Raw genomic sequence first — 26,358 nt, forward strand, 5'->3', positions numbered from 1 at the left:
GCGCTTTTCAGCAGTAAAACCGTCAGCGCTTAGAACGACGTGCGTTTATAGCTGCGGTACTGTGGTTGCCAGAAGTTATGGTCAATCGCTTTCTGTAAGGCATCAGCAGAGGTGACGACGGCCACGCCTTGCAGCTGTGCGGCTTTACCCACTTCCAGTGCGATGCGCTTGGACACCTGCTGGATATCGGACAGATCCGGCAGCAGAGCGCCTTCGCCGTTATTCGCCAGTGGCGAGCAGTCAGCTAACGCGCGGCTGGCAGCCATCAACATACCGTCAGTGATACGCTTGGCGCCCGATGCCAGTACACCTAATCCGATACCTGGGAAAATATAGGAGTTGTTGCACTGCGCGATAGGGAAGACTTTATCCTGATAGTTAACCGGAGAGAACGGGCTACCGGTTGCGACCAGCGCTGAGCCTTCTGTCCAGCGAATAATATCTTCTGGACGCGCTTCCACGCGAGATGTTGGGTTAGACAGCGGCATCACGATAGGGCGAGCGCAGTGCTTGTACATCTCACGAATGATTTCTTCCGTGAACAGGCCAGGCTGACCGGAGACACCGATCAGGATGGTTGGTTTGGCATTGCGTACCACTTCCAGTAGTGAAATCGCGTCGCTGTTGCAATCCCAGTCAGCCAGCAGTTCACTTTTCTGCACCAGCTTGCTCTGGAAATCGAGCAGGTTTGGCAGTTTGTCCGTCAGCAGACCAAAGCGGTCAACCATAAAGACGCGTGCACGTGCTTCTTCTTCGCTCAGCCCTTCGGATTTCATCTGTGCGACGATTTGCTCAGCGATACCACAGCCCGCGGAGCCCGCACCCAAGAAGGTGACCGTTTGATCGCGCAACTGCGTACCTGCCGCGCGGCTAGCGGCAATCAGGCTGCCGATAGCGACGGCGGCGGTGCCTTGAATGTCATCGTTAAAGCTACAGATCTCATCACGATAGCGGTTCAGCAACGGTGTGGCATTTTTCTGTGCGAAGTCTTCAAACTGCAACAGCACGTTCGGCCAGCGGCGTTTCACGGCCTGAATGAACTCGTCAACGAAGGCATAGTATTCGTCGTCGGTAATGCGCGGATGGCGCCAGCCCATATACAGCGGATCGTTCAAGCGCTGTGGGTTGTTGGTGCCGACATCCAGAACGACTGGCAGGGTGTAGGCTGGGCTGATACCACCACAGGCGGTGTACAGCGACAGCTTACCGATTGGAATCCCCATCCCGCCGATACCCTGATCGCCCAGACCAAGAATACGCTCACCGTCGGTGACAACGATGACTTTTACGTTCTGCTTGGTGGCGTTTTGCAGCATATCGTCGATATGTGCGCGGTTAGGGTAGGAGATAAACAGGCCGCGGGCGCGACGATAGATATCAGAGAAGTGCTCACAGGCTTCACCAACGGTCGGGGTGTAGATGATAGGCATCATCTCACTGAGGTGACCGTCCAACAGACGGTAGAACAGCGTTTCGTTGGTGTCCTGAATGTTGCGCAGGTAAACGTGTTTTTCAATATCGTGTTTAAATTCCTGATACTGGCGCCAGGCGCGTTCTGCCTGTTCTTCGATAGTTTCAACGGCTTCTGGCAATAGACCTGCAAGGTTAAAATCAGCACGCTCTTCTTCGGTAAACGCGCTGCCTTTATTCAGCAAGGGGAATTCAAGCAAGATTGGACCAGCGTAGGGGATATAGAGAGGGCGTTTGCTTTCGTATTCTAATTCCATGGCTTTTTACTCTTCGGATAGCAAAAAAGAAACTCAGGTGGTGTCGATGCGAAACTGCTGCGAATCTTAAATTACCCAGAAAATATGTACAGAAAATGTTAATTAAAATAGTTACAGATGGCTTGCATATTAGTCAAAATACAGGCTTTATCGATTCACCTCTCTTTTTTCACCTTTGCGTCGCTGATTTTTTGCGCTTCTCGCAACCCTTATTCCTCAATAAAGTGGTGCTCAACGTCGGTGCAACCCAGTTCGGCTAGCATGATTTGTGAGATCGCCCAGTGGCTGACAGCAGCATTACGGCGTTCAACGACGGCGGCATGTGCAATGGTGCAAGGCGCTTCGCCTGCCAGGTTCATCAGATTTAACGCGGCCTGTAAGGGCGGCAGGCTGGGGTTGAACGCCGCATTTTCTGCATAGCGACCGGTATAGAGGTTGCCATTCGTCGTTTCTAGCGCAATGCCGCTGATCGCTTTGCTGTAAGGTGCGTGGCTACGGTTAGCGGCATCCAGTGCATGACGCGCCAGCGCATTCACATTCTGCAATGTCGCGCCGTGGTTGATGTCATCCATCAGTAGGGTATCGATGTTCAGATCGACGGGGCCAAAGGCATCGGGCAGATAGTGGCTAAGCACCGCAGGCTGGCGACCCGGCAGTTGAATACGCAGCGACGCCGCATTGCGCAATTCATTCATAAACTGGCGGCAGTGGCCACATGGCGTGTAGTTCACCGTCACGGCTCGCAATCCACGCTCATTGCGTAGCCAGGCGTGGCTGATGGCACTTTGTTCGGCGTGAACCGTTTGTTGAAGCTGAACGGCGGTGAACTCCATGTTCGCGCCAAAGTAGAAATTCCCGCTGAGTCCTTGTGCAATCGCACCAACCTGAAAATGCGAGATGGAGGCTTGTGCGCAGGCGGCTGCCAGAGGTAATAGCGCAAAGGCTAACGCATCGGTGTCTAACTGACTGGCCTTGCAGACCGCCTCTACGTCATCAGCGGTTAGCATCGCGGCGAAATCCGGTTTATCGATCAATGGGCGGATCGCAGCTTGCAGGTTGGCAGGTAATTGCTGGAAGGCGTTTTCGAATCGTGGATGCATATCGGCTTACTCTTTTTACCCGTCAATGACGTCATGTTAGAAAGCAGAGTAGCAATAAATTGTGATCAAAATCTCTTTATTGAATGAAATGACTGCAACTTAATCCTTAAATGCGAGATGTATCTCAATTTTATAGTGAGGACGCTGCGTGATAGGCACCGTCCCCGCTAAATTCAGCCAATGAGGTTCAAGAGTACGGGGAACACCAGCGGTGCAATCAGCGAGGTAATGATCCCACATATAACCAGTGCCAGTGAACTGAATGCCCCTTCCTGATAATCCACTTCGGCGCAGCGCGCCGTACCGAGTGCGTGCGAGGCGGTGCCCATCGACAACCCGCGTGCCGCTTTGGTTTTGATACCCACACGCTCGAACAGGCTGTGGCCTAAGACCGCACCAAGGATGCCGACAAAAATTACGCAGACGGCGCTGATAGCGGGAATGCCACCGATGGAGCTGGCTACCGCCATCGCAATAGGTGTAGTGACGGATTTTGGCAGTATTGAGGCGGCTATTTCCGGCGATGCGCCCATCCACAGCGCCACCAGCGTACCAGAGATAATTGCTGTCAGGCTACCGATGAAGCATACGCTGATGATCGACTTCCAGCGGGCGCGAATTTGGTGCAACTGTTCATAAAGTGGAAACGCCAGCGCGACTACGGCAGGTTGCAGCAAATCGTTAAGCACTTTGCTGCCTTGAAAGTAATGCTCGTAGGGGATCTTCAACACCAGCAGTAGCGGAATAATAATCGCCATTGACACTAACAGCGGATTTAACAGGGAAAGCTTGGTCAGCACGGCCAGCTTACGTGCGGCGAAAAAAACCAGCAGAGTAAGCGGCAATGACCACCATAAGTAGCTGAACATTATTCGTTATCCTTCGGGGGCGTGCGATCGCTGGCTAGGGCTCGTTCACGCTGCATAATCTGGGTACTAAAACCGACAACCAACATCACTATAAAGGTACTGATCAGACAGGAAACGACGATGGGGCCAAACTGTTGGCTGACCAGATCGTAATAATTCATAACGCCGACCCCAATGGGGACGAATAACAATGCCATATGGCGAATAAGAAGATGGCAGCCCGGTTTCACCCACTGTGCGGGTAGGATCTGCGAACAGAGCAGGGTGAACAAAACCAGCATACCGATGATACTGCCGGGGATAGTGAACGGAAGTAACGCGGATACCGCATTGCCTGCCAACAGGCAGAGATAAATCAATGCGAAAGCGCGTAAATACTGCCAGCAAATGATGAACGTATTACGCATGGGAAATTCCTGATTAGCCGAGGGGATTATCATAACGCTAATGAAATTTACGTGCCACAGCTCACGAATTATGTCAGGCAAGGCGAGCAGGCCTGAAAAATGAGTGGCGCGAGTTCAGGCTGAACATGAAACGAGAAGCGGATAAGATAAATTTGGTTCAACCCCCGCGTGTATGGATTGGGGGGGAACCAGAAGGATATAGACGCGTTATTTTACGTCTACGCCCCACTTGGTGATGTCAATCTGTCCATCACCGCCAAAGATCTCTGTACCGAACTGAACGCTGCTGATATATTTTGTATTACTCATCCATTTCTTGGTTCCCACTAGATAGTTGGTGAAATGGCGAATATTGAGTGATGCGCTGTTGGTATTAGAGGTACGGACAAAGGAAAATACGTTCCACCCTTTGCCATTACCCGCATTGATCCAACCTTTGAATACATTCCAGCTACTGCCTCCAAGGAAAACTGTTTCAATATAATCACCGGCTGGGCCTGCATTGGTATTATTTAGCCAGATCATTAATTCATCGGTAGGCGTAGAATCCCAATTGGCTTTATCGGTGGTGTGGAACCATATGTCATAAGCGGCATTATACGTGCCGGTAGATTTGATGGAATAAGTGACGTTGCTGGTAATGCTTTTATTACTGGATAATTTTATCGGCAATCCACTATTTTCCGTATAACCCGCTGTCCAGTGCCAGCCGCTCACCAGTGATGGATAGGCTTTAACGCTGTGGCTACTGCTTGGCCAGTGCCAGTTCCACCCCATGCTGGTTGGGCTATTATAGAAAACAGTTTGCCGCCATCCTTTTACTTCATCTTTTCCCCAGACGTTATTGAATACATAATATTTATTATTTTCAAAATAGAGTTTGTCAGCATCCTTTGAAGAGCTGGCAGCAGAAACTGTTAATGGTGAGAGTAATAAGGCAGATAAGAGTACGGGTAGCAATGTGCGGAAATTTCGCTGTGATTGGGTATTCGTAATAAGCATAATAAATCTCCTTTTACTATATGCTTGGGATATTTCACTCTGAAATCTAGCATGTGCTCAGTCAGTGTACATATCTAATTAAATATAAATCGTGGTGTGCTTAACAGTTATTGTTTTTTATGTGCTATCAGCATAATTCAATTCATCACTCATGGATAAAATGAAAATCTTATTCATGGAATAATTATAAGAACGGTAATGAATAGTGATAATACGAAGTAAAATCAAGAGCCGTGGTTTTGAGGCACACAGGATCGTGCGCCTTAGGTTGCCGATTATTTAAATAGCTGTTCGTCACGAATAGCGGCGCAGACAGCGTCGGTCAGTTTACGCAGTTCATCAGGCTGAATGATAAACGGCGGCATCAGATAAATGAGTCGACCAAACGGTCGAATCCAGACACCTCGCTCGACGAAGAAGCGCTGTAATCGCGCCATATTGACCGGGCGCTGTGTTTCCACCACGCCGATAGCACCCAGTACGCGAACGTTCGCTACCTGCGGAGATTCCGCACAGGGATGCAGTGCTTCTCGCAGTTGCCGCTCAATATATTGTACCTGACTTTGCCAATGATTTTCCGCCAGCAGCGATAAACTGGCGCTGGCTGCTGCGCAGGCTAGCGGATTGCCCATAAATGTAGGGCCGTGCATAAAACAGCCTGCCGCACCATTGCTGATCGTTTCGGCCACGCTCCGGGTAGTCAGCGTGGCTGAGAGGGTCATGTAGCCGCCAGTCAGCGCTTTTCCCAGACACATAATGTCGGGTGAAATTCCCGCGTGTTCGCAGGCAAACAGTTTGCCGGTGCGGCCAAATCCGGTAGCGATTTCATCGGCAATCAGCAGCACGCCGAAGCGATCGCATAGCTCCCGAACCCGACGCAGATAGGCCGGGTGGTAAAAACGCATTCCACCTGCGCCCTGCACGATGGGCTCCAGAATGACGGCTGCGATCTCAAGAGCGTGCGTCGACAGCATCGCCTGTAATGGTGCGATATCGGCTTCCTGCCAGTCATCGGCAAAACCGCTTTCGTTGATAGAGGCACAGGGTGGCGCATCAACAAACAGGTGAGCAGGCAAATAGCCCTGATACAGGCTGTGCATCGAATTCTGTGGATCGCATACGGACATCGCCCCGAAAGTGTCACCGTGGTAGCCATGACGCAGAGTGAGGAAGCGTTGGCGGGTTTCACCGCGTGCTTGCCAATACTGTAGCGCCATTTTCATCGCCACTTCGACGGCTACCGAACCGGAGTCCGCCAGAAACACGCATTCCAACGCATCCGGTGTGATGTCCACCAGTTGGCGGCACAACGCCACCGCCGCCGGATGGGTGATCCCGCCAAACATCACGTGCGACATCTGTCTGAGCTGAGCCTCCACTGCCTGATTGATCGCTGGATGGTTGTAACCGTGAATGGCTGCCCACCACGATGACATGCCATCAATCAGGCGACGTCCGTCATCCAGTTGCAGCTCGACGCCGCTGGCCGATACCACCGGATAGCACGGCAGAGGCGTAGTCATCGACGTGTAGGGATGCCAAATGTGGCGCTGGTCAAAAGCAATGTCGTCCGGGCTCATGATGATCTTTCGTAAACTAAAATGGATTCTATTTGGTTGACAGTATATCGGGTTAATTTACACTGGCGAAACGTTTTTAGTTTGGAGATGCCGAAGTGGCTGACCGCATGTACTGGACGCTTGAGCAAGCGCAAGACTTATTTAATAAACCTTTTCTGGAACTGATGTTTGAAGCGCAGCAGATCCACCGTCAGCATTTTGATCCCCGCCAGGTGCAGGTTAGTACGCTGCTGTCGATCAAAACCGGTTCCTGTCCTGAGGACTGTAAGTATTGTCCGCAAAGTTCCCGCTACCGTACCGGGATTGATACTGAACGCCTGATGCAGGTTGAACAGGTGCTGGAGTCGGCTCGTCAGGCGAAAGCCGCAGGATCGACGCGCTTTTGTATGGGAGCCGCGTGGAAAAATCCGCACGAGCGTGACATGCCGTATCTGGAACAGATGGTGCAAGGCGTGAAAGCGATGGGGATGGAAACCTGCATGACGCTGGGGACACTGCACAACGATCAGGCCGAGCGTTTGGCTTCTGCCGGGCTGGATTTCTATAACCATAACCTTGATACCTCGCCGGAGTTTTACGGCAGCATCATCACGACCCGCACGTATCAGGAACGTCTGGACACACTGGATAAAGTGCGCGGTGCGGGCATTAAAGTCTGCTCGGGCGGCATTGTTGGGTTGGGGGAAACCGTGCGCGACCGCGCCGGGCTGCTGGTGCAACTGGCTAACCTGCCGACGCCGCCGGAAAGCGTGCCGATCAACATGCTGGTGAAGGTCAAAGGCACGCCGCTGGCGGATAACGATGATGTCGATCCGTTTGATTTTATTCGGACTATTGCCGTCGCGCGCATCATGATGCCGGCCTCCTATGTGCGCCTGTCTGCCGGACGCGAGCAGATGAGTGAGCAAACGCAGGCAATGTGCTTTATGGCGGGGGCGAACTCCATTTTCTACGGCTGCAAACTGCTTACCACGCCAAACCCGAAAGAAGACAAAGATCTGGCGCTGTTCCTCAAATTAGGTCTGAATCCGCAGCAGACGGGTACCGAGTACGGGGATAACCAACAGCAGCAGCGCTTGACGGAGCAGCTGATTAACGCGGATAGCGAGCAGTTTTATAATGCTGCGGTATAACGCGTGGGACGCAAACCGCAGAATAAGGCGTGCTGAATCATGAGCTGGCAGCAACGTATTGAAACCGCGTTGGTACAGCGTCAGAAGGATGATGCTTACCGCGTGCGGCTGGCTAATCAAGGCGGTAGTGGACGCTGGCTGATGCAGGGCGATCGCTGCTATCTGAATTTTTCCAGCAACGATTATCTGGGGTTGAGCCATCATCCCGAGATTGTGCGTGCCTGGCAGCAGGGCGCAGAGCAATACGGTATTGGCAGCGGCGGCTCCGGGCATGTGACGGGGTATACCGATGCGCATGCCGCGCTGGAAAATCAGCTTGCCGACTGGTTGGGTTACCCGCGTGCGCTGCTGTTTATTTCAGGTTATGCCGCGAATCAGGCCGTGGTGGCCGCGCTGGCACAGGCGGAAGATAGGATTTTTGCCGATAAACTTAGCCATGCTTCATTGCTGGAGGCTGCCGCACAGTCACCGGCGACGCTGCGGCGCTTTAAACATAATCAGGCCGATAGCCTGCAAGCGCTGCTGGAAAAGCCTACGGATGGCCAGACGCTGGTGGTGACCGAAGGCGTGTTCAGTATGGATGGCGACACTGCACCGCTGTCGGCATTGCAAACCCAATGCCGGGCGCATCATGCCTGGCTAATGGTGGACGATGCACATGGGATTGGCGTGCTGGGCGATGAAGGTCGCGGGAGCTGCTGGCAGCAAGGCGTTAAACCAGAGCTGCTCATCGTCACGTTCGGTAAGGCATTTGGCGTCAGCGGTGCGGCGGTGCTGTGTGCAGAACCATTGGCTGAGTACTTCCTGCAATTTGCCCGTCATTTGATTTACAGCACGTCGATGCCAGCGGCACAGGCCTGTGCGCTGAGCGCGGCAGTCAATTGCGTCCGGCAGGGCGATGCGCGGCGTGATGCGCTACAGCGTAATATCGCGCAGTTTCGCGCGGGTTTTTCCAACTCGTCATACCAACTGATGGATTCACAGAGTGCGATTCAACCGCTGATTGTTGGTGAGAATGCGCGGGCGCTGGCACTGATGAGCCATCTGCGTGAACAGGGCGTGTGGGTTAGCGCGATGCGGCCGCCGACGGTGCCGCCTGGCAGTGCGCGTCTGCGGATTACGCTGACGGCGGAACACCAGCCGGAAGATATCAGCCGCTTGCTTACGGTATTGCACCATGCTGACAGAAAACTATAACAAACAGGCCATTGCGCTGGCGTTTGGGCGTGCAGCGGGGGGCTATGACCAGTTTGCCGAACTGCAACGCACCAGCGGAGAACGCCTGCTGGCGCTGATGCCGCCGCACAGCGGTTTACAGGTATTGGATGCAGGGTGTGGAACAGGACACTTCAGCCGTTACTGGCGTCAGGCTGGTAAAAATGTGACTGCGCTGGATTTGTCGGCGGCGATGCTCGCACAGGCGCGCGAGCGGCACGCTGCGGATCGTTACCAGGAAGGGGATATCGAAAACTTGCCGCTGGCTGATCGCTGTGTGGATATCAGTTACAGCAATCTGGCTGTGCAGTGGTGCAACTCGTTACCGCGTGCGTTGGCAGAACTGTACCGAGTGACGCGGCCGGGAGGCATTATTGCGTTTGCCACGCTGGTAGACGGTTCCTTAAGCGAGCTGTCGCAGGCGTGGCAGCGGCTGGACGGTACGCGGCGGACGAATCGCTTTCTGCCGCTCTCCACGATTGACGCGGCCTGTCAGCCTTATCGACATTATTTGGTGCAGGAGCGTGAGGTATGCCTTTTTCCCGATGTGCTAGCGCTGATGAAATCGCTCAAGGGAATTGGTGCAACCTGGCTGCATGAAGGGCGCACGCCGGGGCTATTGAGCCGGGCACGTTTGGCTTCGCTGGCGGCTTGCTATCCGCAAGAACAGGGCGGTTATCCGCTCAGCTATCAACTGGTTTATGGAGTGATTTATCGTGATTGAACGCTGGTTTGTGACGGGCACAGATACTGAAGTGGGGAAAACCGTTGCAAGTACGGCGCTGCTTCAGGCGGCGGGGCGCGCCGGATACCGCACCGCTGGCTATAAGCCTGTGGCGTCCGGCTGTGAGATGACGGCGGATGGTATTCGCAACAGCGACGCGCTGGTGCTTCAGGCCAATAGCCGTATCCATCTTGATTACCCGATGGTGAACCCGCTGGCGTTTATGGAACCGACGTCACCGCATATTATCAGTGCGGCGGAGCAGCGGCCGATTCATCTTTCGGCGTTGTCGGCAGGGTTACGTGCATTAGAAGCTCAGGCTGATTGGGTGCTGGTCGAGGGCGCTGGTGGGTGGTTTACGCCGCTGTCGGAACAGGATACGTTTGCCGACTGGGTGGGGCAGGAACAGCTTCCTGTGATTTTGGTCGTTGGTATCAAATTGGGCTGCATTAACCATGCGATGCTCACCGCCCATGCTATTCAACATGCAGGTTTGCACCTTGGTGGCTGGATCGCTAACGACATCATGCCGCCTGGGAAATGGCACCAGCCGTATCTACAAACGTTGCAACAGCGCTTGCCTGCACCGATGCTGGGTGAAATTCCTTATTTATCGACTCTCCATCAACATGATCTGGGGCAGTATATTGATATTGGATTATTAAAAAATAGACCGGACTTTGGAGAGTGAAAAAACTCGTCATGCTTCGAGCCACCCGAGTTATGTAAATATATACGGTAAATCATTCGGGTGGTGTTATTTATTAGCGATGGGTTTGACAAAAAGATTAAAGGCATTCACTTTAGCGAGCCTGTTATTACAATGTATAGCCTTGATACTTGATAGGTAATGTATTCTTGACATAATCACCAGATCTCCGACGCCTTCATATCCATCATTCAGTAATCGGCTAATAACATTTGCTGTGAGTGACAATATCGACTCATGGTTTTTATGTAGTGAGAGTAATACGTAATTGTCGATAATGTTGATAGGTGTTGATATGAGTTTGTTTTCATGGTGGATGACAATGTTTCCATTGCTATACAGACTGTTTATTGATGGAGTTATTTCGATGAGGTGCTCGTTAGAAATATTTTCCCTTCTTAATACCTCCAGATTGAGGTATGCCTCTCTATAATGTAAATATGTGCGTTGATAGGTTGGTTTGTGCGTTAAATCATTTATATTAATGATTGGTAAGGTTTTTTTTAAGTCATTTTTTTTATAAAAAAGGCATATTTCATATGCCAACAATTTTTGTTGAGATGAGTTTGAGTTGAAAACAACAGCAAGGTTTTCATCTATATCATGAATATTCGATATTTTATGTAAGGTATCAGCCAATTTTTTCCTTTCGGCTGACAAACTTATGTAGGGAATGATATTCAATCCGCTGAATTGACTGTCGGGAGTCGCATAGGTGAAACAATAACTAATGTGATATATTTTTTTTTCTTTTACATATTTAGACAGTGAAATGTATAAATGATAGTCCAATACAATGTACTTTGCTGTTGGCATGTGATAAAGACCCATTAAAACTCACTGGACATATATTACACTAAAATGAGTTGGCGTATTTAAATACATGCCGGAGGCCAATAGCCATAAGTATTACAATAGCCTAAACAATCTGCACATTGACTTGTTCCATATACACGCCCCGGAACTTGTCCTTGACCCTGAATACATTCGACGTATTTGCCTGTGCAATATGGGTTGGCTGCGATATTTTTTATATTCTTATCTGGCCATTTCTTATCCATTAAAAGATTCTGGATGTAATTCTTTTTCGTGGTAGGAGATTTTATCTCATCGATGACAGTGTAATGAGTGCTGTTGTTAGCATAAGAATTTGATAGCACTAATAGATTTAAAAAAAATAATCCGATTATGATATGAAGACAACGTCGCATATGTAAGTTCTCCTTTGCTTATTTTACGCTTTAATCCTATCCATTTATTTATAGATAAAATAATTAGGTGGTTAAGTAAAGTGCGATATTTTCATATGGTTATTGAGTTTCAGCATAAAAGAATAATCAATCGCTCTAAACGTTTTTAGAAATCCTACTGCCGAAGATTGCTAAAAACAGCGCTCATTCAGAAATAAAGCGGGTGTTTTTGCGTGGACCGTACTAGGGTGAAACAGGTTTTCCTCTTCATAGTTAATGGTGCTGTGGAAGAGCGGGAAAGCGGAAGTTAAGCAAAAAAGGTTGATGGATTTTCTTGGTTTTAGGAATAACAACGAATTTGGCTGTTTTTTACCTTAACTTATCCTATGAATGTAAATTCTGGGTTTTTATTAAAATCAATAGGTAAAACCTTCATTTTTTGCCTCTCCTTCCCCGCTATGTCTGAATGGTGACATGTGAATCCTCGACTATTTTTAGTCTTTTTCCGTCTAATACTTATGCGATAAATCACAGAAAGAGTGTGAAGAAAATCCATATCAGGAGGGATCGCGAATGAAGCGGGTGTTTCTCTAACTCAGGGCTGATGCGGGGTTGTGGGAGTTATCCACCATTTCTGTGGATAACTATGTGTATTATGGATAGACAACGCGTCCTAAGCGAGAGCTGGCGCGGGTTCTCGCTGGGTTGACGCTATTCTCCACGGTTTTGTTAATCTATTTATTATCATATGGTTAAGTAAAATCAAGCGTCTTGGACATCAACGACGTGTAGTTGCATAAATTAACGTCACTGGTCATCCCAGTATGTTACATCTTTACCTAATCTGGGGATAAATCATGATGATTTTATCTGGTAGATTAAAGATGAATGTGCTAGCAAATTAATTTGTCGATTAATCATCCAATCCAGCGATAATTTCCTTGATGCTGTTTTTATATCCAGTATCATGGCAGTGGCAAATTTCATCATTGGCATTCAGAATAAAGCATCGTGCGTCACAGGTAGTGAGCGTGTCGCTGCATTTCTGACGACATCATTGCCGTGCGTGAAAGCGTCAGTCCGTGTCTTTTACCTGCCTTTGTGCGTCCATCCACGAACATCGTATTTAGCGATGAGCAATAACGATAAGTAGCGTGCTTAACGATGAGTAAAGTATTTACACTGAATTCCGACTTTAAACCGGCAGGCGATCAGCCCGAAGCCATTCGTCGTTTAAAGGAGGGCCTGGAAGACGGCCTGGCGCACCAAACGCTGCTCGGGGTAACGGGTTCAGGTAAGACGTTCACAATAGCGAATGTGATTGCCGACCTTAATCGACCAACGATGATGCTGGCGCCGAATAAAACGCTGGCAGCGCAGCTGTACGGCGAAATGAAAGAATTCTTCCCTGATAATGCCGTCGAGTATTTCGTTTCTTACTATGACTACTATCAGCCCGAAGCCTACGTCCCAAGCTCAGACACCTTTATTGAGAAAGATGCGTCGGTTAACGAACATATCGAACAGATGCGCCTTTCCGCGACAAAAGCGCTGCTGGAACGGCGTGATGTGATCGTCGTAGCCTCGGTCTCCGCGATCTATGGTCTGGGCGATCCTGACTTATATCTGAAAATGATGCTGCATTTGACGCAGGGGATGCTGATTGACCAGCGCGCTATTTTGCGGCGTCTGGCTGAGTTGCAGTATTCCCGCAACGATCAGGCGTTTCAGCGCGGTACGTTTCGCGTACGTGGCGAAGTGATCGATATCTTCCCTGCGGAGTCTGATGAAATCGCGCTGCGCGTTGAATTATTCGATGAAGAGGTGGAACGACTGTCGCTGTTTGATCCGCTGACAGGGCATGTCCTTCAAACGGTGCCGCGCTATACCATCTACCCCAAAACGCACTATGTCACGCCGCGTGAGCGTATTTTGCAGGCGATGGAAGACATCAAAGTTGAACTTGCCGATCGCAGAAAGGTGCTACTGGCGAACGATAAGCTGGTGGAAGAACAGCGACTGAGCCAGCGCACGCAGTTTGATCTGGAGATGATGAACGAACTGGGATACTGCTCCGGTATCGAAAACTACTCACGTTATCTTTCAGGTCGTGGCCCCGGTGAGCCGCCACCGACGCTGTTTGACTACCTTCCTGCGGATGGGCTGCTGGTTATTGATGAATCCCACGTTACCGTACCCCAGATCGGCGGTATGTATCGCGGTGACCGTGCGCGTAAAGAGACGTTGGTCGAATATGGTTTCCGGCTGCCTTCGGCGCTGGATAACCGACCGATGAAGTTTGAAGAATTTGAAGCGCTGGCACCGCAGACGATCTATGTGTCTGCGACGCCGGGTAACTATGAGCTGGAAAAATCGGGCGGTGAAGTGATCGATCAGGTCGTTCGCCCCACAGGATTACTCGATCCGCTCATCGAGGTACGGCCTGTTGCAACACAGGTGGACGACCTGCTTTCCGAGATTCGCCTGCGCGCGGCGATTAACGAACGCGTGCTGGTAACGACGCTGACCAAGCGGATGGCGGAAGACCTGACGGAATATCTGGAAGAGCACGGCGAGCGGGTGCGTTATCTGCACTCGGATATTGATACCGTCGAACGTGTGGAAATCATCCGTGATTTGCGCCTTGGCGAGTTTGACGTACTGGTCGGTATCAACCTGTTGCGTGAAGGGTTAGACATGCCAGAAGTGTCGCTGGTGGCGATTCTGGATGCTGATAAAGAGGGTTTCTTGCGCTCTGAACGCTCTCTGATCCAGACGATTGGCCGCGCGGCGCGTAATCTGCGTGGCAAGGCGATTCTTTACGGCGACAGAATTACAGCGTCAATGGCGAAAGCGATTGGCGAAACGGAGCGGCGTCGTGAGAAGCAGGAAGCGTACAACACAGAACACGGTATTGTACCGCAGGGAATTAATAAGAAAATTTCCGATATTCTGCAACTGGGCCAGTCGGCGAGCAAAGGCAAAGGACGAGGCAATCGTAAAGCCGCGGAACCCGCAGCGCGTTATGAACTCATGACGCCGAAGGCGCTGGAGCTGAAAATCCGCGAGTTGGAAAGTAAGATGTTAACGCACGCGCAGAACCTTGAATTTGAAGAGGCTGCCGCCCTGCGCGATGAAGTGCAGGCATTACGTGCACAATTTATTGCCGTCTCTTAGTGCCCGCTGCCTCCTCGCGATCGCAGCATGATAACGACGTAGCACACTGCTAAGGAATCATGATGACCCCTATTATACCGGGCGTAGAGGTATTGTTTGTGGCAGGTTTCGGGCCGATTGTGAAATCACTATCGGCCAGCCACGCACTCTATGTCGATACGCTGAAGTTACCGCTGAAACCCGTCGCGGAAGGAAGCGACTATCTGGTGAGCGATGTGCTGGATGGCGTGAAGCATTTTGCCCTGTGGCCGCTGTCACAGGCCAGTGAATCCTGTTTCGGGCAGGAGAGTTGGCCTGCAAATCTTCCTGAGCCGCAAAGCTGGCTGGAGTTTGAAGTCGCGGATATGGCGGAGGCGACAGCGGCATTGAAAGTGCAGGGTTATGCGCTGCTGGTAGATAACCGTCTTGAACCTTGGGGACAGCAGGTTACTCGCTTTCTGAGCCCCGAGGGAATGCTGATTGGCGTGACTTATACGCCGTGGTTGCGGGATTGAAGGGGGGCACGAGAAAATACGGCGGTCGCTAACGATATCTGGGAACGGCTGACTCCTGAAACAAGGCGAGGTTTTAAGGGATGATTGATAGGGAATTAATCAAAAATAACGCCAAAACATTTCTGATTGTTGTTGCGGCGCTGTCTGGTTGGACGATATACAACTATCAGCAAAAAATGCTGTTTGAGGATTATCGCAATGAGCAACTTAATCAAATTCGCGAAAGGGAACTCGCGTTGGTGAAGCAAACCTCGGTTGTGGATTTTCGTGAACAGCAGTTAGCAATGCGCGAAGAGGCGCTTAATGGCCAGATTCGACAACTTGCTGAGCGTGAAGGGCAGCTTGACTTGCGTGAGCAGAACGTCGCACTTTCGGTTAAGTCTCTGGAGCCTGAATTAAGAATCAACAAGGTACGCGATGAGCTTTCTACTTTGATGAGCAAGTTCTCCGATTTAGGCGTAAACCTTGCCCATCTTCCACCGTGCAATGACGCTGATATGTTGAAACGCTATTTTCAGGCTGAGGCAATCCTGCATGAGATTGGCAGCCGTGCTCAGGCTGCGAAAATATACGAGGAATACCGCCCGTTCATCAGTATGAATACTCCAACGTGGGTGAACATGGAACGCTGTGAAAGCCCAAAAATCCTGAAGTAGTCAGCCTATCCCAGTCTTTGCAGTACGACATCTATGGCTTGACGCAGCAGTTCGCGGTCGTGATGGTGTGGCACATCATCTGCGGCCAGTGCCTGCTGTATAACCAGACGGTCATGAATCTGGCTGACATCGACTTTCGGACCGACGATGACGGCATCCACCACCGGTTTTCCCACTTTGTGTTCGATCCAGGACAACTTCTCCGCCAGCGTCAAGCGGGCTGCTGGGTTGCTTTGTTCACTACCTAGGTTGCCAATGTACACCATGGGCGCAGGTGTGCGGCGGAGCGCTTGTGTCAGATCCTCCAACAACAGTAGCGGCATGAGGCTAGTCAGGAAACTGCCGGGGCCGATCAAAATGAGGTCGGCTTGTGCGATAGCATCAATGGCTTCACGCGTTGCCGGTACGGTCGGGTAGAGTTGCAAATCTTGCGGTAAGGCTGACAGCTGATCGATCTCAACTTCGCCATAAACAGGGTTGCCCTGTTCATCAATCGCCATTAAATCGACAGGATGCTCGGACATCGGAATTAAAAAAGCATCCACCTTGAGCAGATTGCGAATCAGGTTGATGGCTTCCAACGGACGTACGCTCAGGTGATCGAGCGCTTTTAGCATCAGGTTACCCAGATTATGCCCGGCCAGTTCGCCGTTGCCATTAAACCGATACTCGAACATCGCAGAGGCTACGCTGGGTGTAGTGATCAGTTGGTTGAGACAATTGCGGGTATCGCCCCAGGCAATGCCGCCTTCAGAGCGGCGGATGCGGCCAGTCGAACCACCGTTATCCGTGGTCGTGACAATACCAGTCAGCCGTGAACCCAGAGGAGAGAGCGAAGACATAACACGACCTAAACCGTGTCCGCCTCCTAGTGCAACAACCCTATCAAGGTCGGCCAACGTGCGATTGCGCATAGAAACCTTATGAATAAGCCAGAGGAATATGAATAACGTGTGAGAATTGTCGCTAAGGTAGCTGATTTCACCTTAAAACGCGAAGAATCCTCACTCAGGCATGACCTAAGACAATTTCTGTCGTGTATTTTTCCGTATGCTGTGCAACATAAGATATTGAAAATACGCTATATATTTATTTATATACCGATTTTGAGAGTGGTTAGCTGTGCTTTTTCGCAGTAGACTGCTCAATGAAATCACGGTTCTTTGTCGATTATTTCGCTGCGGTTTAACGGATAAACGATGAGAATCAAACTCCTAGCCTTGGTGCCTAAGTGATGCGCGTAGTGCGCGTGATACGGTGCTTTGGCCGTGGCCTTCGCGGTCACCAGGGTGCGAGGTAGAAATGCCTGCATCTCCCGTATTTGGAAAGGTGTTTATGGTGAGTCAACTGACTGATGCGTTTGCGCGCAAGTTTTACTATTTGCGTCTGTCTATCACAGACGTCTGCAATTTTCGCTGTACCTACTGTCTGCCGGATGGTTATCAGGCCAATGGCACTAATCCACATCGCTTTTTATCACTCGATGAGATTCGTCGCGTCAGTCGTGCTTTTGCCGAATTAGGGACGGAAAAAGTCCGTCTTACTGGCGGTGAACCGTCTCTGCGTCGCGATTTCGTCGATATCATTGCTGCGATCCGTGAAAATCCTGCAATTCGTACGCTGGCGGTGACGACTAACGGTTACCGTTTGGCTCGTGACGTTGCTCAATGGCGTGATGCCGGGCTAACGGCGCTGAACGTGAGCGTCGACAGCCTTGATGCACGCCAGTTTCATGCGATTACCGGGCAGGATAAATTCCGGCAGGTGATGGACGGCATCGACGCGGCATTTGATTGCGGTTTTGCCAAGGTAAAGGTCAATACTGTGTTGATGCGCGATGTGAACGCGGGCAGCCTGCAAACTTTTCTCGACTGGATTAAACACCGTCCGATTCAACTCCGCTTTATTGAGCTGATGGAAACCGGAGAAGGAGGCGATCTGTTTCGCCGCCACCATGTTTCCGGCGAGGTAATTCGCCAGCAGCTATTGCAGCAGGGGTGGCAACAGCAACAACGCGCCCGCAGCGACGGACCTGCTCAGGTATTCTGTCATCCTGATTATCAGGGTGAAATCGGGCTGATTATGCCGTATGAGAAAGATTTCTGCCTGAGCTGCAACCGCCTGCGCGTATCCGCTGTGGGCAATCTGCATCTATGCCTCTTTGGCGAACAGGGTATCCCACTACGCGATTTGCTGGCTGACGATCGTCATCTTGATGATTTGAAAATGCGCATTTCGGGCGGGTTGTCGACGAAGAAGCAGACCCACTTCCTGCATGAAGGCAATAGTGGCATGACGCAAAATCTGTCATTTATCGGCGGTTAGTCCGCGACATCACTGATTCTTAAAGGAACCTGACATGAGCAAAGTCAGCAGCGAATTCGTTTCTCTCAATCTTGCGGTACTGACCGTCTCCGAACGTCGTACGGCAGAAGACGATACCTCCGGCGACTATCTGCGCGAAGCGGCACAGTCTACAGGGCACCGCATTGTCGCCAGCGCCATCGTGAAAGAGAACCTGTACCAGATTCGAGCACAGATCTCGGCGTGGATTGCCAGCGATGAGGTGCAGGGCATTCTGATTAATGGCGGGACTGGTTTTACGGCGGGGGATGTGGTGCCGGAAGCCATTAGCGTCTTGTTCGATCGGGAAATTGAAGGTTTCGGCGAACTGTTTCGCATGGTGTCGTATGAAGATATTGGTACGGCAACACTGCAATCCCGTGCGCTTGCCGGTCTGGCTAACCAGACGGTGATTTTTGCGATGCCGGGTTCGACACGCGCCTGTCGCACAGCATGGGAACGCATCATTCAGGAACAGCTGGATGCGCGCCAGAAGCCGTGTAATTTCTACCCACACGTGAAAAAATTCTCTTAACGGTAAGCCTTATTCACTATGTCATCATCTAAGCCACAATTGACCCACATTAACGCCGCTGGCGAAGCCGCAATGGTGGATGTTTCCGCCAAAGTTGAAACCGTGCGCGAAGCGCGTGCGGAAGCCTTCGTTGAAATGGCGCCGCAGACGCTGGCAATGATTATTGCCGGCAGCCACCATAAAGGGGATGTGTTCGCTACCGCACGCATCGCCGGGATTCAGGCCGCAAAACGCACATGGGAACTGATTCCACTCTGCCACCCGCTGCTGTTGAGCAAAGTTGCTGTCGAGTTGGAAGCGCAGCCGGAGCACAACCGGGTTCGCATTGAATCTGTGTGTCGCCTGACGGGGAAAACCGGCGTGGAGATGGAAGCGCTGACGGCGGCCTCTGTGGCCGCATTGACCATCTATGACATGTGCAAGGCCGTACAGAAGGATATGGTGATTGGTCCGGTGCGCCTGTTGGCGAAAAGTGGCGGCAAATCCGGCGACTTTACGGCGGAGGGAGCATGATTACGATTCTGTTTTTTGCACAAGTCCGTGAACTGATAGAGACAGACAGCCTGTCGCTGCCTGCTGAGTATGCCACTGTAGAAGATGTGCGACAGGCGTTATGCCAACGCGGCGCGCGCTGGGCGCTGGCGCTGGAATCCGGCAAGCTACTGGCTGCGGTGAATCAATCACTGGTTGAACTGTCGCATCCGCTACAGGACGGCGATGAAGTGGCGTTTTTCCCACCGGTGACGGGAGGTTGATCGTGGCAGAAACGCGTATTTTGGTCGGTGAAGAGAACTTCAACGTAGGTGATGAATATCAGTGGCTGGCGCAGTGTGATGAAGACGGCGCGGTGGTGACGTTCACCGGTAAGGTGCGTAACCACAATCTGGCGAAAGATGTCAGTGCGTTGACGCTGGAACATTACCCCGGTATGACGGAAAAGGCGCTGGCGGAAATTGTCGAGCTGGCACGCGAACGTTGGGAACTGCCGCGTGTGAGCGTGATTCATCGGGTAGGCGCACTCTATCCGGGTGATGAAATTGTATTTGTTGGCGTCAGCGCCGCCCACCGCAGCGCGGCGTTCGATGCAGCCCAGTTCATTATGGATTATCTGAAAACCCGGGCGCCGTTCTGGAAGCGGGAAGCGACGCCGGAAGGTGAACGCTGGGTTGAATCACGCGACAGTGATAAACAGGCTGCTCAGCGCTGGTAGTCGGTTTCTGTGTTAGGATAAAAGGATGGCGGGGAGAGTATTTTCATCCTCAATCCCCCAACAGGCGGTTCGCGCCGCGTTAATCAGATAACTTTATGCAAAGGTAACATCATGGACAGATATCCACGCTCGGGTTCAATCGTTGAACGCTCGCAGTCTGGTCTCCAGGCCTATATGGCACAGGTTTATGGCTGGATGGGTTGCGGCCTGCTGCTGACGGCGTTCGTATCCTGGTATGCGGCGAATACGCCCGCCGTGTTTAATTTTATTTTCTCCAGCCAGATCACGTTCTTCGGGCTGATCATTGTTCAACTGGGGCTGGTTTTCGTCATTTCCGGCATGGTACAGCGTCTGAGCGGTGGGGTTGCCACGTCACTGTTTATGCTCTATTCCGCGCTGACGGGGCTAACGCTCTCCAGCATTTTCGCCGTTTATTCGACTGAATCTATTGCCAGCACCTTTGTGATTACGGCGGGGATGTTCGGCGCGATGAGTCTGTACGGCTACACCACGAAGCGTGATTTAAGTGGCTTTGGCAGCATGCTGTTCATGGCGCTGATCGGGATTATCCTGGCCTCGCTGGTGAATCTGTGGCTGAAAAGTGAAGCGCTGATGTGGGCAGTGACCTATATCGGTGTGGTGGTGTTTGTCGGTCTGACCGCGTATGACACCCAGAAGCTGAAAAACATCGGCGAGCAGTTGTCCGTTGATGATAAAGATAGCTTCCGCAAATACGCCATCGTCGGCGCGTTGACCTTGTATCTCGATTTCATCAACCTGTTCCTGATGCTGTTGCGTATTTTTGGTAATCGTCGTTAATTCTTGCCTACCTCTGGCGCGGTTCCTCGCGCCAGATATTTCCCACACCTAGTATGCGCGTTACCTTCTACGCGATATTCCGTCGAAAAATCGCGTAGGCTGCCGAGCCTGTGGTCAGCGTGATGATAAACAGCGGCCATAGACTGCCCCAGATAATGCTGAAGTCCGCATCCTTCAGGTAAATTTGCTTCGTTATATCGGTGAAGTGACGGATGGGGTTAATCCAGGTGATGTGCTGCAACCAGATTGGCATGTTCTCAACCGGTGAGACATAGCCGGAAAGCAGGATCGCGGGCATCAGGAAGACGAACACGCCGATAAATGCCTGCTGCTGTGTGGCACAGAGTGAGGATATCAGCAGGCCAAAGCCCACCAGCGATAGGCCGTAGATCAGCATCGTGGTGTAAAACAGCAGTAGCGATCCGGCGAAGGGAATATGGAAAATCAGGATGCCCGCCAGCAGCACGATCGTGGCCTGAAATGTGGCGACGATCAGCGCAGGCACAGCTTTGCCAATGAATATCTGGCTAGTAGAGAGCGGTGAAACCAGTAGTTGCTCTAATGTGCCTTGTTCCCGCTCGCGTGCTACAGAAAGCGCCGTAACAATCAACACGCCGATAGTGGCGATCATGGCAATCAGCGACGGCACCACAAACCATTTGTAGTCCAGATTTGGGTTATACCAGTGGCGTACCACCAGTTCACTGTTGTTATGAAATGCATTGTTCTGCTTGGTAGCGCTTTGAGCTGGTCTGGCTGCCAGCAATGCCAACTGATAATCACGCACGATGTGCTGCACGTCATTGGCGGCGATCTGGGCGCTGTTGGAACGTCTGCCGTCGAGAATCAGTTGAAGCGGTGCGCTGTTCCCGTTGGTGATGTCACGCGAGAACTGCGGCGGGAAACGTAGAATCAGTAGCGCTCGCTGATTATCCAGCGTCGGCGCAACGTCCTGTGGGCTATGCAACATCAGCACGTGAGAAAAGGATTTTGCCTTGGCAAAGCGTTGCGTCAACTCTACTGCGTGAGGGCCGCTATCTTCGCTGTAAATTGCAATGGTTGCATTGGTTACGTCGAGCGTCGCGGCGAACGGAAACAGGGAAACCTGAAGGATAACGGGCAGCACCAGAATGGAGCGCGTTTGTGGATCGCGCAGCAGTGATTGCAGTTCCTTGATAATCAACGTCCACAGACGATGCAGCATAGTCGCGCCCTAATCCAGCCTGCGCCGGGTTTGCCAGGCCGTCAGACCAATAAAGACGATTGCGGAGAGGATGAGAAACAGCAGGTTAGTCATCAGTACCGTACCGATATTCCCCGCGAGAAACAGCGTTTGCAGCGTGCTGACAAAATAGCGCGCTGGGATGAGGTACGACACGCCGCGGACAAACTCTGGCATGCTGTCGATTTCAAAAATAAAGCCGGACAGCATGATGGCAGGCAGAAATGCTGCATTCAGTGCGACCATGGCGGCATTGAACTGATTGCGGGTAAGGGTAGAAATCAGCAACCCCATGCCCAGCGTGCTGGCAAGAAACAGGCTGCTAATAACAAACAGCAAAATCAGCGAGCCACGATAAGGCACCTGCATGACGAAGGTGGAAACCAGAATGCACAGCGTCATGGCGATCATCCCAAGAAAGTAATACGGGATGAGTTTGGACAGCAGCAGCTCGGCACGGGTGACCTGCGTAGAGAGTAGCGCTTCCATCGTCCCGCGCTCCCATTCGCGGGCGATCACCAGCGAGGTGAGAATGGCGCCAATCACCGTCATGATGATGGTAATCGCACCGGGAATAATGAAATGCTGGCTGATGGCGGCTGGATTAAACCAATAGCGTGATTGCACCTCAATGAGCTGCTCGAACGTGTAGCCGCGATCTTCCGCCCGCTGCTGTTGCCACAGTAGCCAGATCCCTTCCGCGTATCCCTGAACGAAGTTTGCCGTGTTGGGTTCGCTGCCGTCGGTAATGACCTGAATTGGCGCACGATCGCCCGGCCGTGCCAGCCGTTCGGCAAAATCGGTGGGGATCACGATCAGACCGCGAATACGGCCAGCCTGCATGTGTTGAATCAACTGCTGGCGGTTATTACTGATGGTCGGTGTGATAAACGGTGAGGCTGCAAAGGTATTCGCCAGATCGCGCGCGTCTTCGCTCTGTTGTTCCAGTAGAATACCAACGTGCAGGCGGCTGGAATCGAGATTGATGCCGTAGCCAAAAATAAAGAGCAACAGCAATGGGATCACGAACGCAATCAATCCGCTGCTGGGGTCGCGCAAGATTTGGCGTGTCTCTTTCAGACACAGCGCCCGCAGGCGACGTCCAGAAAAATGCGTGCTGCCGTGCTGGCTTGCGTTGTCCTGTTCAACGCTATTCTTCTGTTCAACCATATGCGGCCTCCCCGTCGTACGCCTGAATCAGCGCAATAAACGCCTCTTCCATCGTCGGCGATGGCGTTTGTTGACTGGCGGCCTGATGCTTCAGCTCGTCCGGCGTACCGCTGGCGATCAGCTTGCCACGATACACCAGCCCGATGCGGTCACAGTATTCGGCTTCGTCCATGAAATGGGTGGTGACCATGACGGTGACGCCGCGATTGACCATGCCGTTGATGTGTATCCAGAATTCGCGTCGGGTTAGCGGATCGACGCCGGAGGTTGGTTCGTCGAGAAACAGAATATCGGGTTCATGCATCAGCGCACAGGCCAGTGCCAGCCGCTGTTTGAACCCTAACGGCAGGGCATCCGGCGTTTGACGGTAAATGGGGTGGAAATTGAAGGCCTCGGTCATTCCGGCCATTTTATCGCGCTGCGCTTTGCCCTTGAGTCCATAGACGCCGGAGAAAAACCGTAGATTCTGTTCGACGGTCAGATTGCCGTAGAGTGAGAATTTTTGCGCCATGTAACCCAAATGCTGGCGCGCTTTGCCGGAGCTGGTTTTCAAATCCATATCGAGCACCAGCGCTTTGCCGTCAGTTGGCACCAGCAGGCCGCACATCATCTTAAAGGTGGTTGATTTACCTGCGCCGTTCGGGCCGAGCAGACCGAAAATCTCACCTCGTTTTACTTGAAAGCTGACGTGATCGGTTGCGGCGAAATCGCCAAATTTCTTCGTCAGCGCCTGGGCTTCGATCACGGTTTCACCGCCGCTGATGTCAATTTGCGGCATGATACTTGCCAGCGATGAATCGCTGGCTGGGCCACCGCCCAGCAAATCAATAAACGCATCTTCAAAGCGCGGATCGGTATCGTGCAGGCTGTTGGTTTCCAGATGTAAGGCGGAGAGCAACGCTGCCCGATCGGCGTCGGGTTTTAGCATCAGCCTGACGTATTGCCCCTGGATCACGCCGTCGCTGACTTGCGGAAGACGCAGTGCCTCTTGTAACACATCCCGATGTCGGCGAGTTCCGGTATCAACCAGAATACAGCGTCCTACCATGCGAGCGGTCAGATCGCGCGGCGCACCGCGATACAGCAGTTCGCCTTCGTTCAGCAGTAGTACATCCCGACACTGTTCCGCCTCATCAAGGTAAGACGTACTCCACAAGATCAACATGCCATCGTCAGCCAACTCATGCACCATGTGCCACAGCTCACGGCGAGAGATGGGGTCGACGCCGACACCAGGTTCATCCAGCAGAAGTACCTTGGGTTGTCCCAACAACGTACAGGCCAGCCCCAACTTTTGTTTCATACCGCCGGACAGTTTGCCTGCCAGTCTGTCGGTAAAGCGGGTTAAGTCGGTAAATGACAGCAGGCGGTCAAAAGTGCCTTTGCGCACATCACCGGTGATGCCGCGCAAATCGGCATATAGCGTCAGGTTTTCCATCACCGTCAGATCTTCATATAGACCGAATTTCTGCGGCATGTAGCCCAAAATGGCATGGAGCTGACGATCCTCGTTGATGGGATCAAGGTTGGTGACGCGTAACGTGCCGTGACTGGGGGTCAATAATCCCGCCAGCATACGCAGCAGGGTGGTTTTCCCCGCGCCGTCGGGGCCAACCAGCCCGGTCACGGCACCGCTGTATATTTCAGCGGTGAGGCTGGCAAGGGCGGGCTTTTCCTGTCCGGCAAAGCGTTTTTCCAGTCCGTTCAGCGAGATATGTGCGGGAGCGTCAGTCATGGCGAACGGACTCGGTAGCGCGATTGGCCTCTTCATCGCGTACGCTTTCAAAACGCAGCGTGACTGGCATACCTTGTCGTAAACCGTCATCGGGATCGTTAACCACAATGCGCAGGCGATAAACCAGATCGGTGCGAAGATCTTCGGTTTCGACGCTCTTTGGTGTGAATTCGGCGCTTGGTGAGACAAAACCGATTTTGCCACGGTAAGGCTGGTTTGGACGGCTATCGGTGTAAATCAGCATTTGGCTACCGGGCACAACGTGACCAAGATCCTTCTCGCTCACATAGGCGCGCACCCAAACGGGACGAGTCAGGGAAAGGGTGAAAACGGTGCTGCCCGTCGCCAGCATACTGCCTTTTTCGGCGGCACGGGTGAGGATCACACCGGGAGAAGGGGCAAGCAGTTCAGTATCCTGCCTATCCAATTCCGCTTGTGCCAGCCCGGCTTCGGCCTGCGCTACCGTCGCCTGTGCCGCGGCGATTTCCTGTGGCCGATTACCGCGCTCAAACTGGGTTAATTTGTCTTTCGCTGCTTGTAGTGTTGCAAGCGCCTGACTACGTGCTGTTTTGGCGTCGTCCAGCATGTTGGCGGAAATGGCACGTTTGTCCCACAGTCCCTGCTGGCGCTGGTAGAAACTATTAGCATAGTCATAGGCAGCCTGACTTTGGACGACCTGAGATCGCACCTGCGCGATCTCTTCCTGACGGTAGCCTTCCTGTGCCAGTTGAAGCTGCGCCTGCGCACTGGCGAGATTCGCCTGTGCCTGATGTTGTGCATTCACGTAAGGCGCGGCGTCGAGCGTTGCCAGCGGCTGGCCTGCTTGTACGGTATCGCCCTCGTCAACGTTCAATTCAGCGATTCTGCCGCCGACGCGGAAGGCCAGATTGACGGTACGGATATCTACATTGCCGTAGAGCGTGAGCGGTTTTTCCTGCTGCTGGTGGTGGTGATAAAAACCGTAACCTGCACCGAGCAGGACAAGAACCAGGGCTGCGAACGCCAGTTTTCTCTTGTTCATCACGCATAATTCCTTGTTTATCAGCGGTGGGCTTGTCAACGGTAGCGATCCCGCAGGCCGTTCAGAGAACGAGTCGTCTCTTATTTCTGTAAGTTCTTAATCATATGACGGGTTACAGAGGTTTATGGCGATTTATAGCGATCTGTCTCACAAAAATACATGTCCCCCAATCGATGGTGCCCACGTATTACCGTTCATATCCGATATAACACCGTGTTTTTGTTAATGAATTGAAAATTAACTGTAGCTATTGTAATTAATCTGATTGAATGATAATAATTGTTATTAGCAATTACATTTTTATTGGTCCTGACATAAGG

25 protein-coding genes and 1 riboswitch are annotated in these 26,358 nt (G+C 51.9%); of the genes, 13 read left to right on the forward strand and 12 right to left on the reverse strand.

Features of this window, described 5'->3' with window-relative positions; translation table 11 throughout:
- Positions 1–29: 29 nt before the first annotated feature.
- The 6 genes from E2566_RS08185 to bioA form a co-directional block, all read right to left on the reverse strand.
- Positions 30–1,727, reverse strand: a complete 1,698-nt coding sequence (locus tag E2566_RS08185; protein ID WP_107167899.1) for an NAD-dependent malic enzyme — start codon at positions 1,725–1,727, stop codon at positions 30–32.
- A 209-nt stretch (positions 1,728–1,936) separates the two neighbouring features.
- Complete coding sequence (gene cdd / locus E2566_RS08190) at positions 1,937–2,827, reverse strand: cytidine deaminase (protein ID WP_107167900.1); 891 nt, start codon at positions 2,825–2,827, stop codon at positions 1,937–1,939.
- Between the two features lie 173 nt (positions 2,828–3,000).
- Positions 3,001–3,696: a CidB/LrgB family autolysis modulator gene (locus tag E2566_RS08195; RefSeq protein WP_107167901.1), complete on the reverse strand. Its 696-nt coding sequence runs from the start codon at positions 3,694–3,696 to the stop codon at positions 3,001–3,003.
- Positions 3,696–4,103 (reverse strand): CidA/LrgA family protein, encoded by a 408-nt coding sequence (locus E2566_RS08200; protein ID WP_107167902.1) that lies wholly within the window; start codon positions 4,101–4,103, stop codon positions 3,696–3,698. Before E2566_RS08200 ends, E2566_RS08195 begins: the two co-directional genes overlap by 1 nt.
- A 207-nt stretch (positions 4,104–4,310) precedes the next feature.
- A complete protein-coding gene (locus E2566_RS08205; RefSeq protein WP_107167903.1) occupies positions 4,311–5,105 on the reverse strand; it encodes a GH12 family glycosyl hydrolase domain-containing protein in 795 nt (264 codons plus the stop codon).
- Between the two features lie 275 nt (positions 5,106–5,380).
- Positions 5,381–6,685, reverse strand: a complete 1,305-nt coding sequence (gene bioA / locus E2566_RS08210) for an adenosylmethionine--8-amino-7-oxononanoate transaminase (protein WP_107167904.1) — start codon at positions 6,683–6,685, stop codon at positions 5,381–5,383.
- Between the two features lie 95 nt (positions 6,686–6,780).
- Between bioA and bioB the strand changes: the two genes are divergently transcribed.
- The 4 genes from bioB to bioD are packed head-to-tail and all read left to right on the forward strand — an operon-like array spanning position 6,781 to position 10,448.
- Entirely contained in the window at positions 6,781–7,818 is a 1,038-nt protein-coding gene (gene bioB / locus E2566_RS08215) for a biotin synthase BioB (RefSeq protein WP_107167905.1), read from the forward strand.
- A 39-nt stretch (positions 7,819–7,857) separates the two neighbouring features.
- On the forward strand, positions 7,858–9,015 hold the full coding sequence (gene bioF, locus E2566_RS08220; RefSeq protein WP_107167906.1) for an 8-amino-7-oxononanoate synthase: 1,158 nt from the start codon (positions 7,858–7,860) through the stop codon (positions 9,013–9,015).
- The gene (gene bioC / locus E2566_RS08225; protein ID WP_107167907.1) at positions 8,996–9,757 is read left to right on the forward strand and encodes a malonyl-ACP O-methyltransferase BioC; all 762 of its coding nucleotides are present in this window, start codon (positions 8,996–8,998) and stop codon (positions 9,755–9,757) included. Before bioF ends, bioC begins: the two co-directional genes overlap by 20 nt.
- Entirely contained in the window at positions 9,750–10,448 is a 699-nt protein-coding gene (bioD, locus tag E2566_RS08230) for a dethiobiotin synthase (protein ID WP_107167908.1), read from the forward strand. Before bioC ends, bioD begins: the two co-directional genes overlap by 8 nt.
- A gap of 66 nt (positions 10,449–10,514) precedes the next feature.
- On the opposite strand, the gene E2566_RS08235 is transcribed toward bioD, so the two are convergent.
- The gene (locus E2566_RS08235; RefSeq protein ID WP_133169843.1) at positions 10,515–11,282 is read right to left on the reverse strand and encodes a hypothetical protein; all 768 of its coding nucleotides are present in this window, start codon (positions 11,280–11,282) and stop codon (positions 10,515–10,517) included.
- 1,538 nt (positions 11,283–12,820) lie between these two features.
- Between E2566_RS08235 and uvrB the strand changes: the two genes are divergently transcribed.
- The 3 genes from uvrB to E2566_RS08250 all read left to right on the forward strand — a co-directional run bounded on the left by uvrB (position 12,821) and on the right by E2566_RS08250 (position 15,983).
- A complete protein-coding gene (uvrB, locus tag E2566_RS08240) occupies positions 12,821–14,833 on the forward strand; it encodes an excinuclease ABC subunit UvrB (protein ID WP_107167910.1) in 2,013 nt (670 codons plus the stop codon).
- A 62-nt stretch (positions 14,834–14,895) separates the two neighbouring features.
- Entirely contained in the window at positions 14,896–15,327 is a 432-nt protein-coding gene (locus E2566_RS08245) for a VOC family protein (protein ID WP_107167911.1), read from the forward strand.
- An 80-nt stretch (positions 15,328–15,407) separates the two neighbouring features.
- Entirely contained in the window at positions 15,408–15,983 is a 576-nt protein-coding gene (locus tag E2566_RS08250; protein ID WP_107167912.1) for a hypothetical protein, read from the forward strand.
- A 5-nt stretch (positions 15,984–15,988) separates the two neighbouring features.
- On the opposite strand, the gene yvcK is transcribed toward E2566_RS08250, so the two are convergent.
- Positions 15,989–16,897: a uridine diphosphate-N-acetylglucosamine-binding protein YvcK gene (yvcK, locus tag E2566_RS08255; protein WP_107167913.1), complete on the reverse strand. Its 909-nt coding sequence runs from the start codon at positions 16,895–16,897 to the stop codon at positions 15,989–15,991.
- A gap of 285 nt (positions 16,898–17,182) precedes the next feature.
- Positions 17,183–17,331: riboswitch (molybdenum cofactor riboswitch) on the forward strand.
- Here yvcK and moaA point away from each other — a divergent pair.
- From moaA to E2566_RS08285, 6 genes are all read left to right on the forward strand, one after another.
- Positions 17,319–18,308, forward strand: coding sequence for a GTP 3',8-cyclase MoaA (gene moaA, locus E2566_RS08260; RefSeq protein ID WP_107167914.1), 990 nt, complete (start codon positions 17,319–17,321; stop codon positions 18,306–18,308). Its footprint overlaps the riboswitch before it by 13 nt.
- 34 nt (positions 18,309–18,342) lie before the next feature.
- A complete protein-coding gene (gene moaB / locus E2566_RS08265) occupies positions 18,343–18,861 on the forward strand; it encodes a molybdenum cofactor biosynthesis protein B (RefSeq protein WP_107167915.1) in 519 nt (172 codons plus the stop codon).
- A gap of 18 nt (positions 18,862–18,879) precedes the next feature.
- Positions 18,880–19,374 (forward strand): cyclic pyranopterin monophosphate synthase MoaC, encoded by a 495-nt coding sequence (moaC, locus tag E2566_RS08270; protein ID WP_010280924.1) that lies wholly within the window; start codon positions 18,880–18,882, stop codon positions 19,372–19,374.
- A complete protein-coding gene (gene moaD / locus E2566_RS08275) occupies positions 19,371–19,616 on the forward strand; it encodes a molybdopterin synthase sulfur carrier subunit (protein WP_095699093.1) in 246 nt (81 codons plus the stop codon). The genes moaC and moaD overlap by 4 nt, the downstream gene beginning before the upstream one ends.
- Before the next feature lie 2 nt (positions 19,617–19,618).
- Positions 19,619–20,071 (forward strand): molybdopterin synthase catalytic subunit MoaE, encoded by a 453-nt coding sequence (gene moaE, locus E2566_RS08280; RefSeq protein ID WP_039287286.1) that lies wholly within the window; start codon positions 19,619–19,621, stop codon positions 20,069–20,071.
- 111 nt (positions 20,072–20,182) lie between these two features.
- Positions 20,183–20,890: a Bax inhibitor-1/YccA family protein gene (locus E2566_RS08285; RefSeq protein ID WP_107167916.1), complete on the forward strand. Its 708-nt coding sequence runs from the start codon at positions 20,183–20,185 to the stop codon at positions 20,888–20,890.
- Positions 20,891–20,957: 67 nt separating this feature from the next.
- Here the strand turns inward: E2566_RS08285 and E2566_RS08290 are convergent, their stop codons facing one another.
- The 4 genes from E2566_RS08290 to hlyD are packed head-to-tail and all read right to left on the reverse strand — an operon-like array spanning position 20,958 to position 26,038.
- Positions 20,958–22,094, reverse strand: a complete 1,137-nt coding sequence (locus E2566_RS08290) for an ABC transporter permease (protein WP_107167917.1) — start codon at positions 22,092–22,094, stop codon at positions 20,958–20,960.
- A gap of 9 nt (positions 22,095–22,103) precedes the next feature.
- The gene (locus E2566_RS08295; protein ID WP_107167918.1) at positions 22,104–23,282 is read right to left on the reverse strand and encodes an ABC transporter permease; all 1,179 of its coding nucleotides are present in this window, start codon (positions 23,280–23,282) and stop codon (positions 22,104–22,106) included.
- A complete protein-coding gene (locus tag E2566_RS08300) occupies positions 23,275–25,017 on the reverse strand; it encodes an ATP-binding cassette domain-containing protein (protein ID WP_107167919.1) in 1,743 nt (580 codons plus the stop codon). The genes E2566_RS08295 and E2566_RS08300 overlap by 8 nt, the downstream gene beginning before the upstream one ends.
- Complete coding sequence (hlyD, locus tag E2566_RS08305) at positions 25,010–26,038, reverse strand: secretion protein HlyD (protein WP_107167920.1); 1,029 nt, start codon at positions 26,036–26,038, stop codon at positions 25,010–25,012. The genes E2566_RS08300 and hlyD overlap by 8 nt, the downstream gene beginning before the upstream one ends.
- Between the last annotated feature and the right edge of the window lie 320 nt (positions 26,039–26,358).

Origin of the sequence: Pectobacterium punjabense (genome assembly GCF_012427845.1) — a bacterium.
Taxonomy (GTDB): domain Bacteria; phylum Pseudomonadota; class Gammaproteobacteria; order Enterobacterales; family Enterobacteriaceae; genus Pectobacterium; species Pectobacterium punjabense.

Bases quoted from the DNA above. Each gene is read 5' to 3' on its own strand.
- E2566_RS08235 (WP_133169843.1), bottom strand. From the start codon at position 11,282: ATGCCAACAGCAAAGTACATTGTATTGGACTATCATTTATACATTTCA.
- bioF (WP_107167906.1), top strand. From the start codon at position 7,858: ATGAGCTGGCAGCAACGTATTGAAACCGCGTTGGTACAGCGTCAGAAG.
- hlyD (WP_107167920.1), bottom strand. From the start codon at position 26,038: ATGAACAAGAGAAAACTGGCGTTCGCAGCCCTGGTTCTTGTCCTGCTC.
- E2566_RS08285 (WP_107167916.1), top strand. From the start codon at position 20,183: ATGGACAGATATCCACGCTCGGGTTCAATCGTTGAACGCTCGCAGTCT.
- E2566_RS08200 (WP_107167902.1), bottom strand. From the start codon at position 4,103: ATGCGTAATACGTTCATCATTTGCTGGCAGTATTTACGCGCTTTCGCA.
- bioA (WP_107167904.1), bottom strand. From the start codon at position 6,685: ATGAGCCCGGACGACATTGCTTTTGACCAGCGCCACATTTGGCATCCC.
- moaC (WP_010280924.1), top strand. From the start codon at position 18,880: ATGTCATCATCTAAGCCACAATTGACCCACATTAACGCCGCTGGCGAA.
- E2566_RS08290 (WP_107167917.1), bottom strand. From the start codon at position 22,094: ATGCTGCATCGTCTGTGGACGTTGATTATCAAGGAACTGCAATCACTG.
- E2566_RS08245 (WP_107167911.1), top strand. From the start codon at position 14,896: ATGACCCCTATTATACCGGGCGTAGAGGTATTGTTTGTGGCAGGTTTC.
- bioC (WP_107167907.1), top strand. From the start codon at position 8,996: ATGCTGACAGAAAACTATAACAAACAGGCCATTGCGCTGGCGTTTGGG.
- moaB (WP_107167915.1), top strand. From the start codon at position 18,343: ATGAGCAAAGTCAGCAGCGAATTCGTTTCTCTCAATCTTGCGGTACTG.
- moaA (WP_107167914.1), top strand. From the start codon at position 17,319: ATGGTGAGTCAACTGACTGATGCGTTTGCGCGCAAGTTTTACTATTTG.
- E2566_RS08185 (WP_107167899.1), bottom strand. From the start codon at position 1,727: ATGGAATTAGAATACGAAAGCAAACGCCCTCTCTATATCCCCTACGCT.
- E2566_RS08300 (WP_107167919.1), bottom strand. From the start codon at position 25,017: ATGACTGACGCTCCCGCACATATCTCGCTGAACGGACTGGAAAAACGC.
- E2566_RS08295 (WP_107167918.1), bottom strand. From the start codon at position 23,282: ATGGTTGAACAGAAGAATAGCGTTGAACAGGACAACGCAAGCCAGCAC.
- moaD (WP_095699093.1), top strand. From the start codon at position 19,371: ATGATTACGATTCTGTTTTTTGCACAAGTCCGTGAACTGATAGAGACA.
- E2566_RS08195 (WP_107167901.1), bottom strand. From the start codon at position 3,696: ATGTTCAGCTACTTATGGTGGTCATTGCCGCTTACTCTGCTGGTTTTT.
- E2566_RS08250 (WP_107167912.1), top strand. From the start codon at position 15,408: ATGATTGATAGGGAATTAATCAAAAATAACGCCAAAACATTTCTGATT.
- E2566_RS08205 (WP_107167903.1), bottom strand. From the start codon at position 5,105: ATGCTTATTACGAATACCCAATCACAGCGAAATTTCCGCACATTGCTA.
- uvrB (WP_107167910.1), top strand. From the start codon at position 12,821: ATGAGTAAAGTATTTACACTGAATTCCGACTTTAAACCGGCAGGCGAT.
- cdd (WP_107167900.1), bottom strand. From the start codon at position 2,827: ATGCATCCACGATTCGAAAACGCCTTCCAGCAATTACCTGCCAACCTG.
- yvcK (WP_107167913.1), bottom strand. From the start codon at position 16,897: ATGCGCAATCGCACGTTGGCCGACCTTGATAGGGTTGTTGCACTAGGA.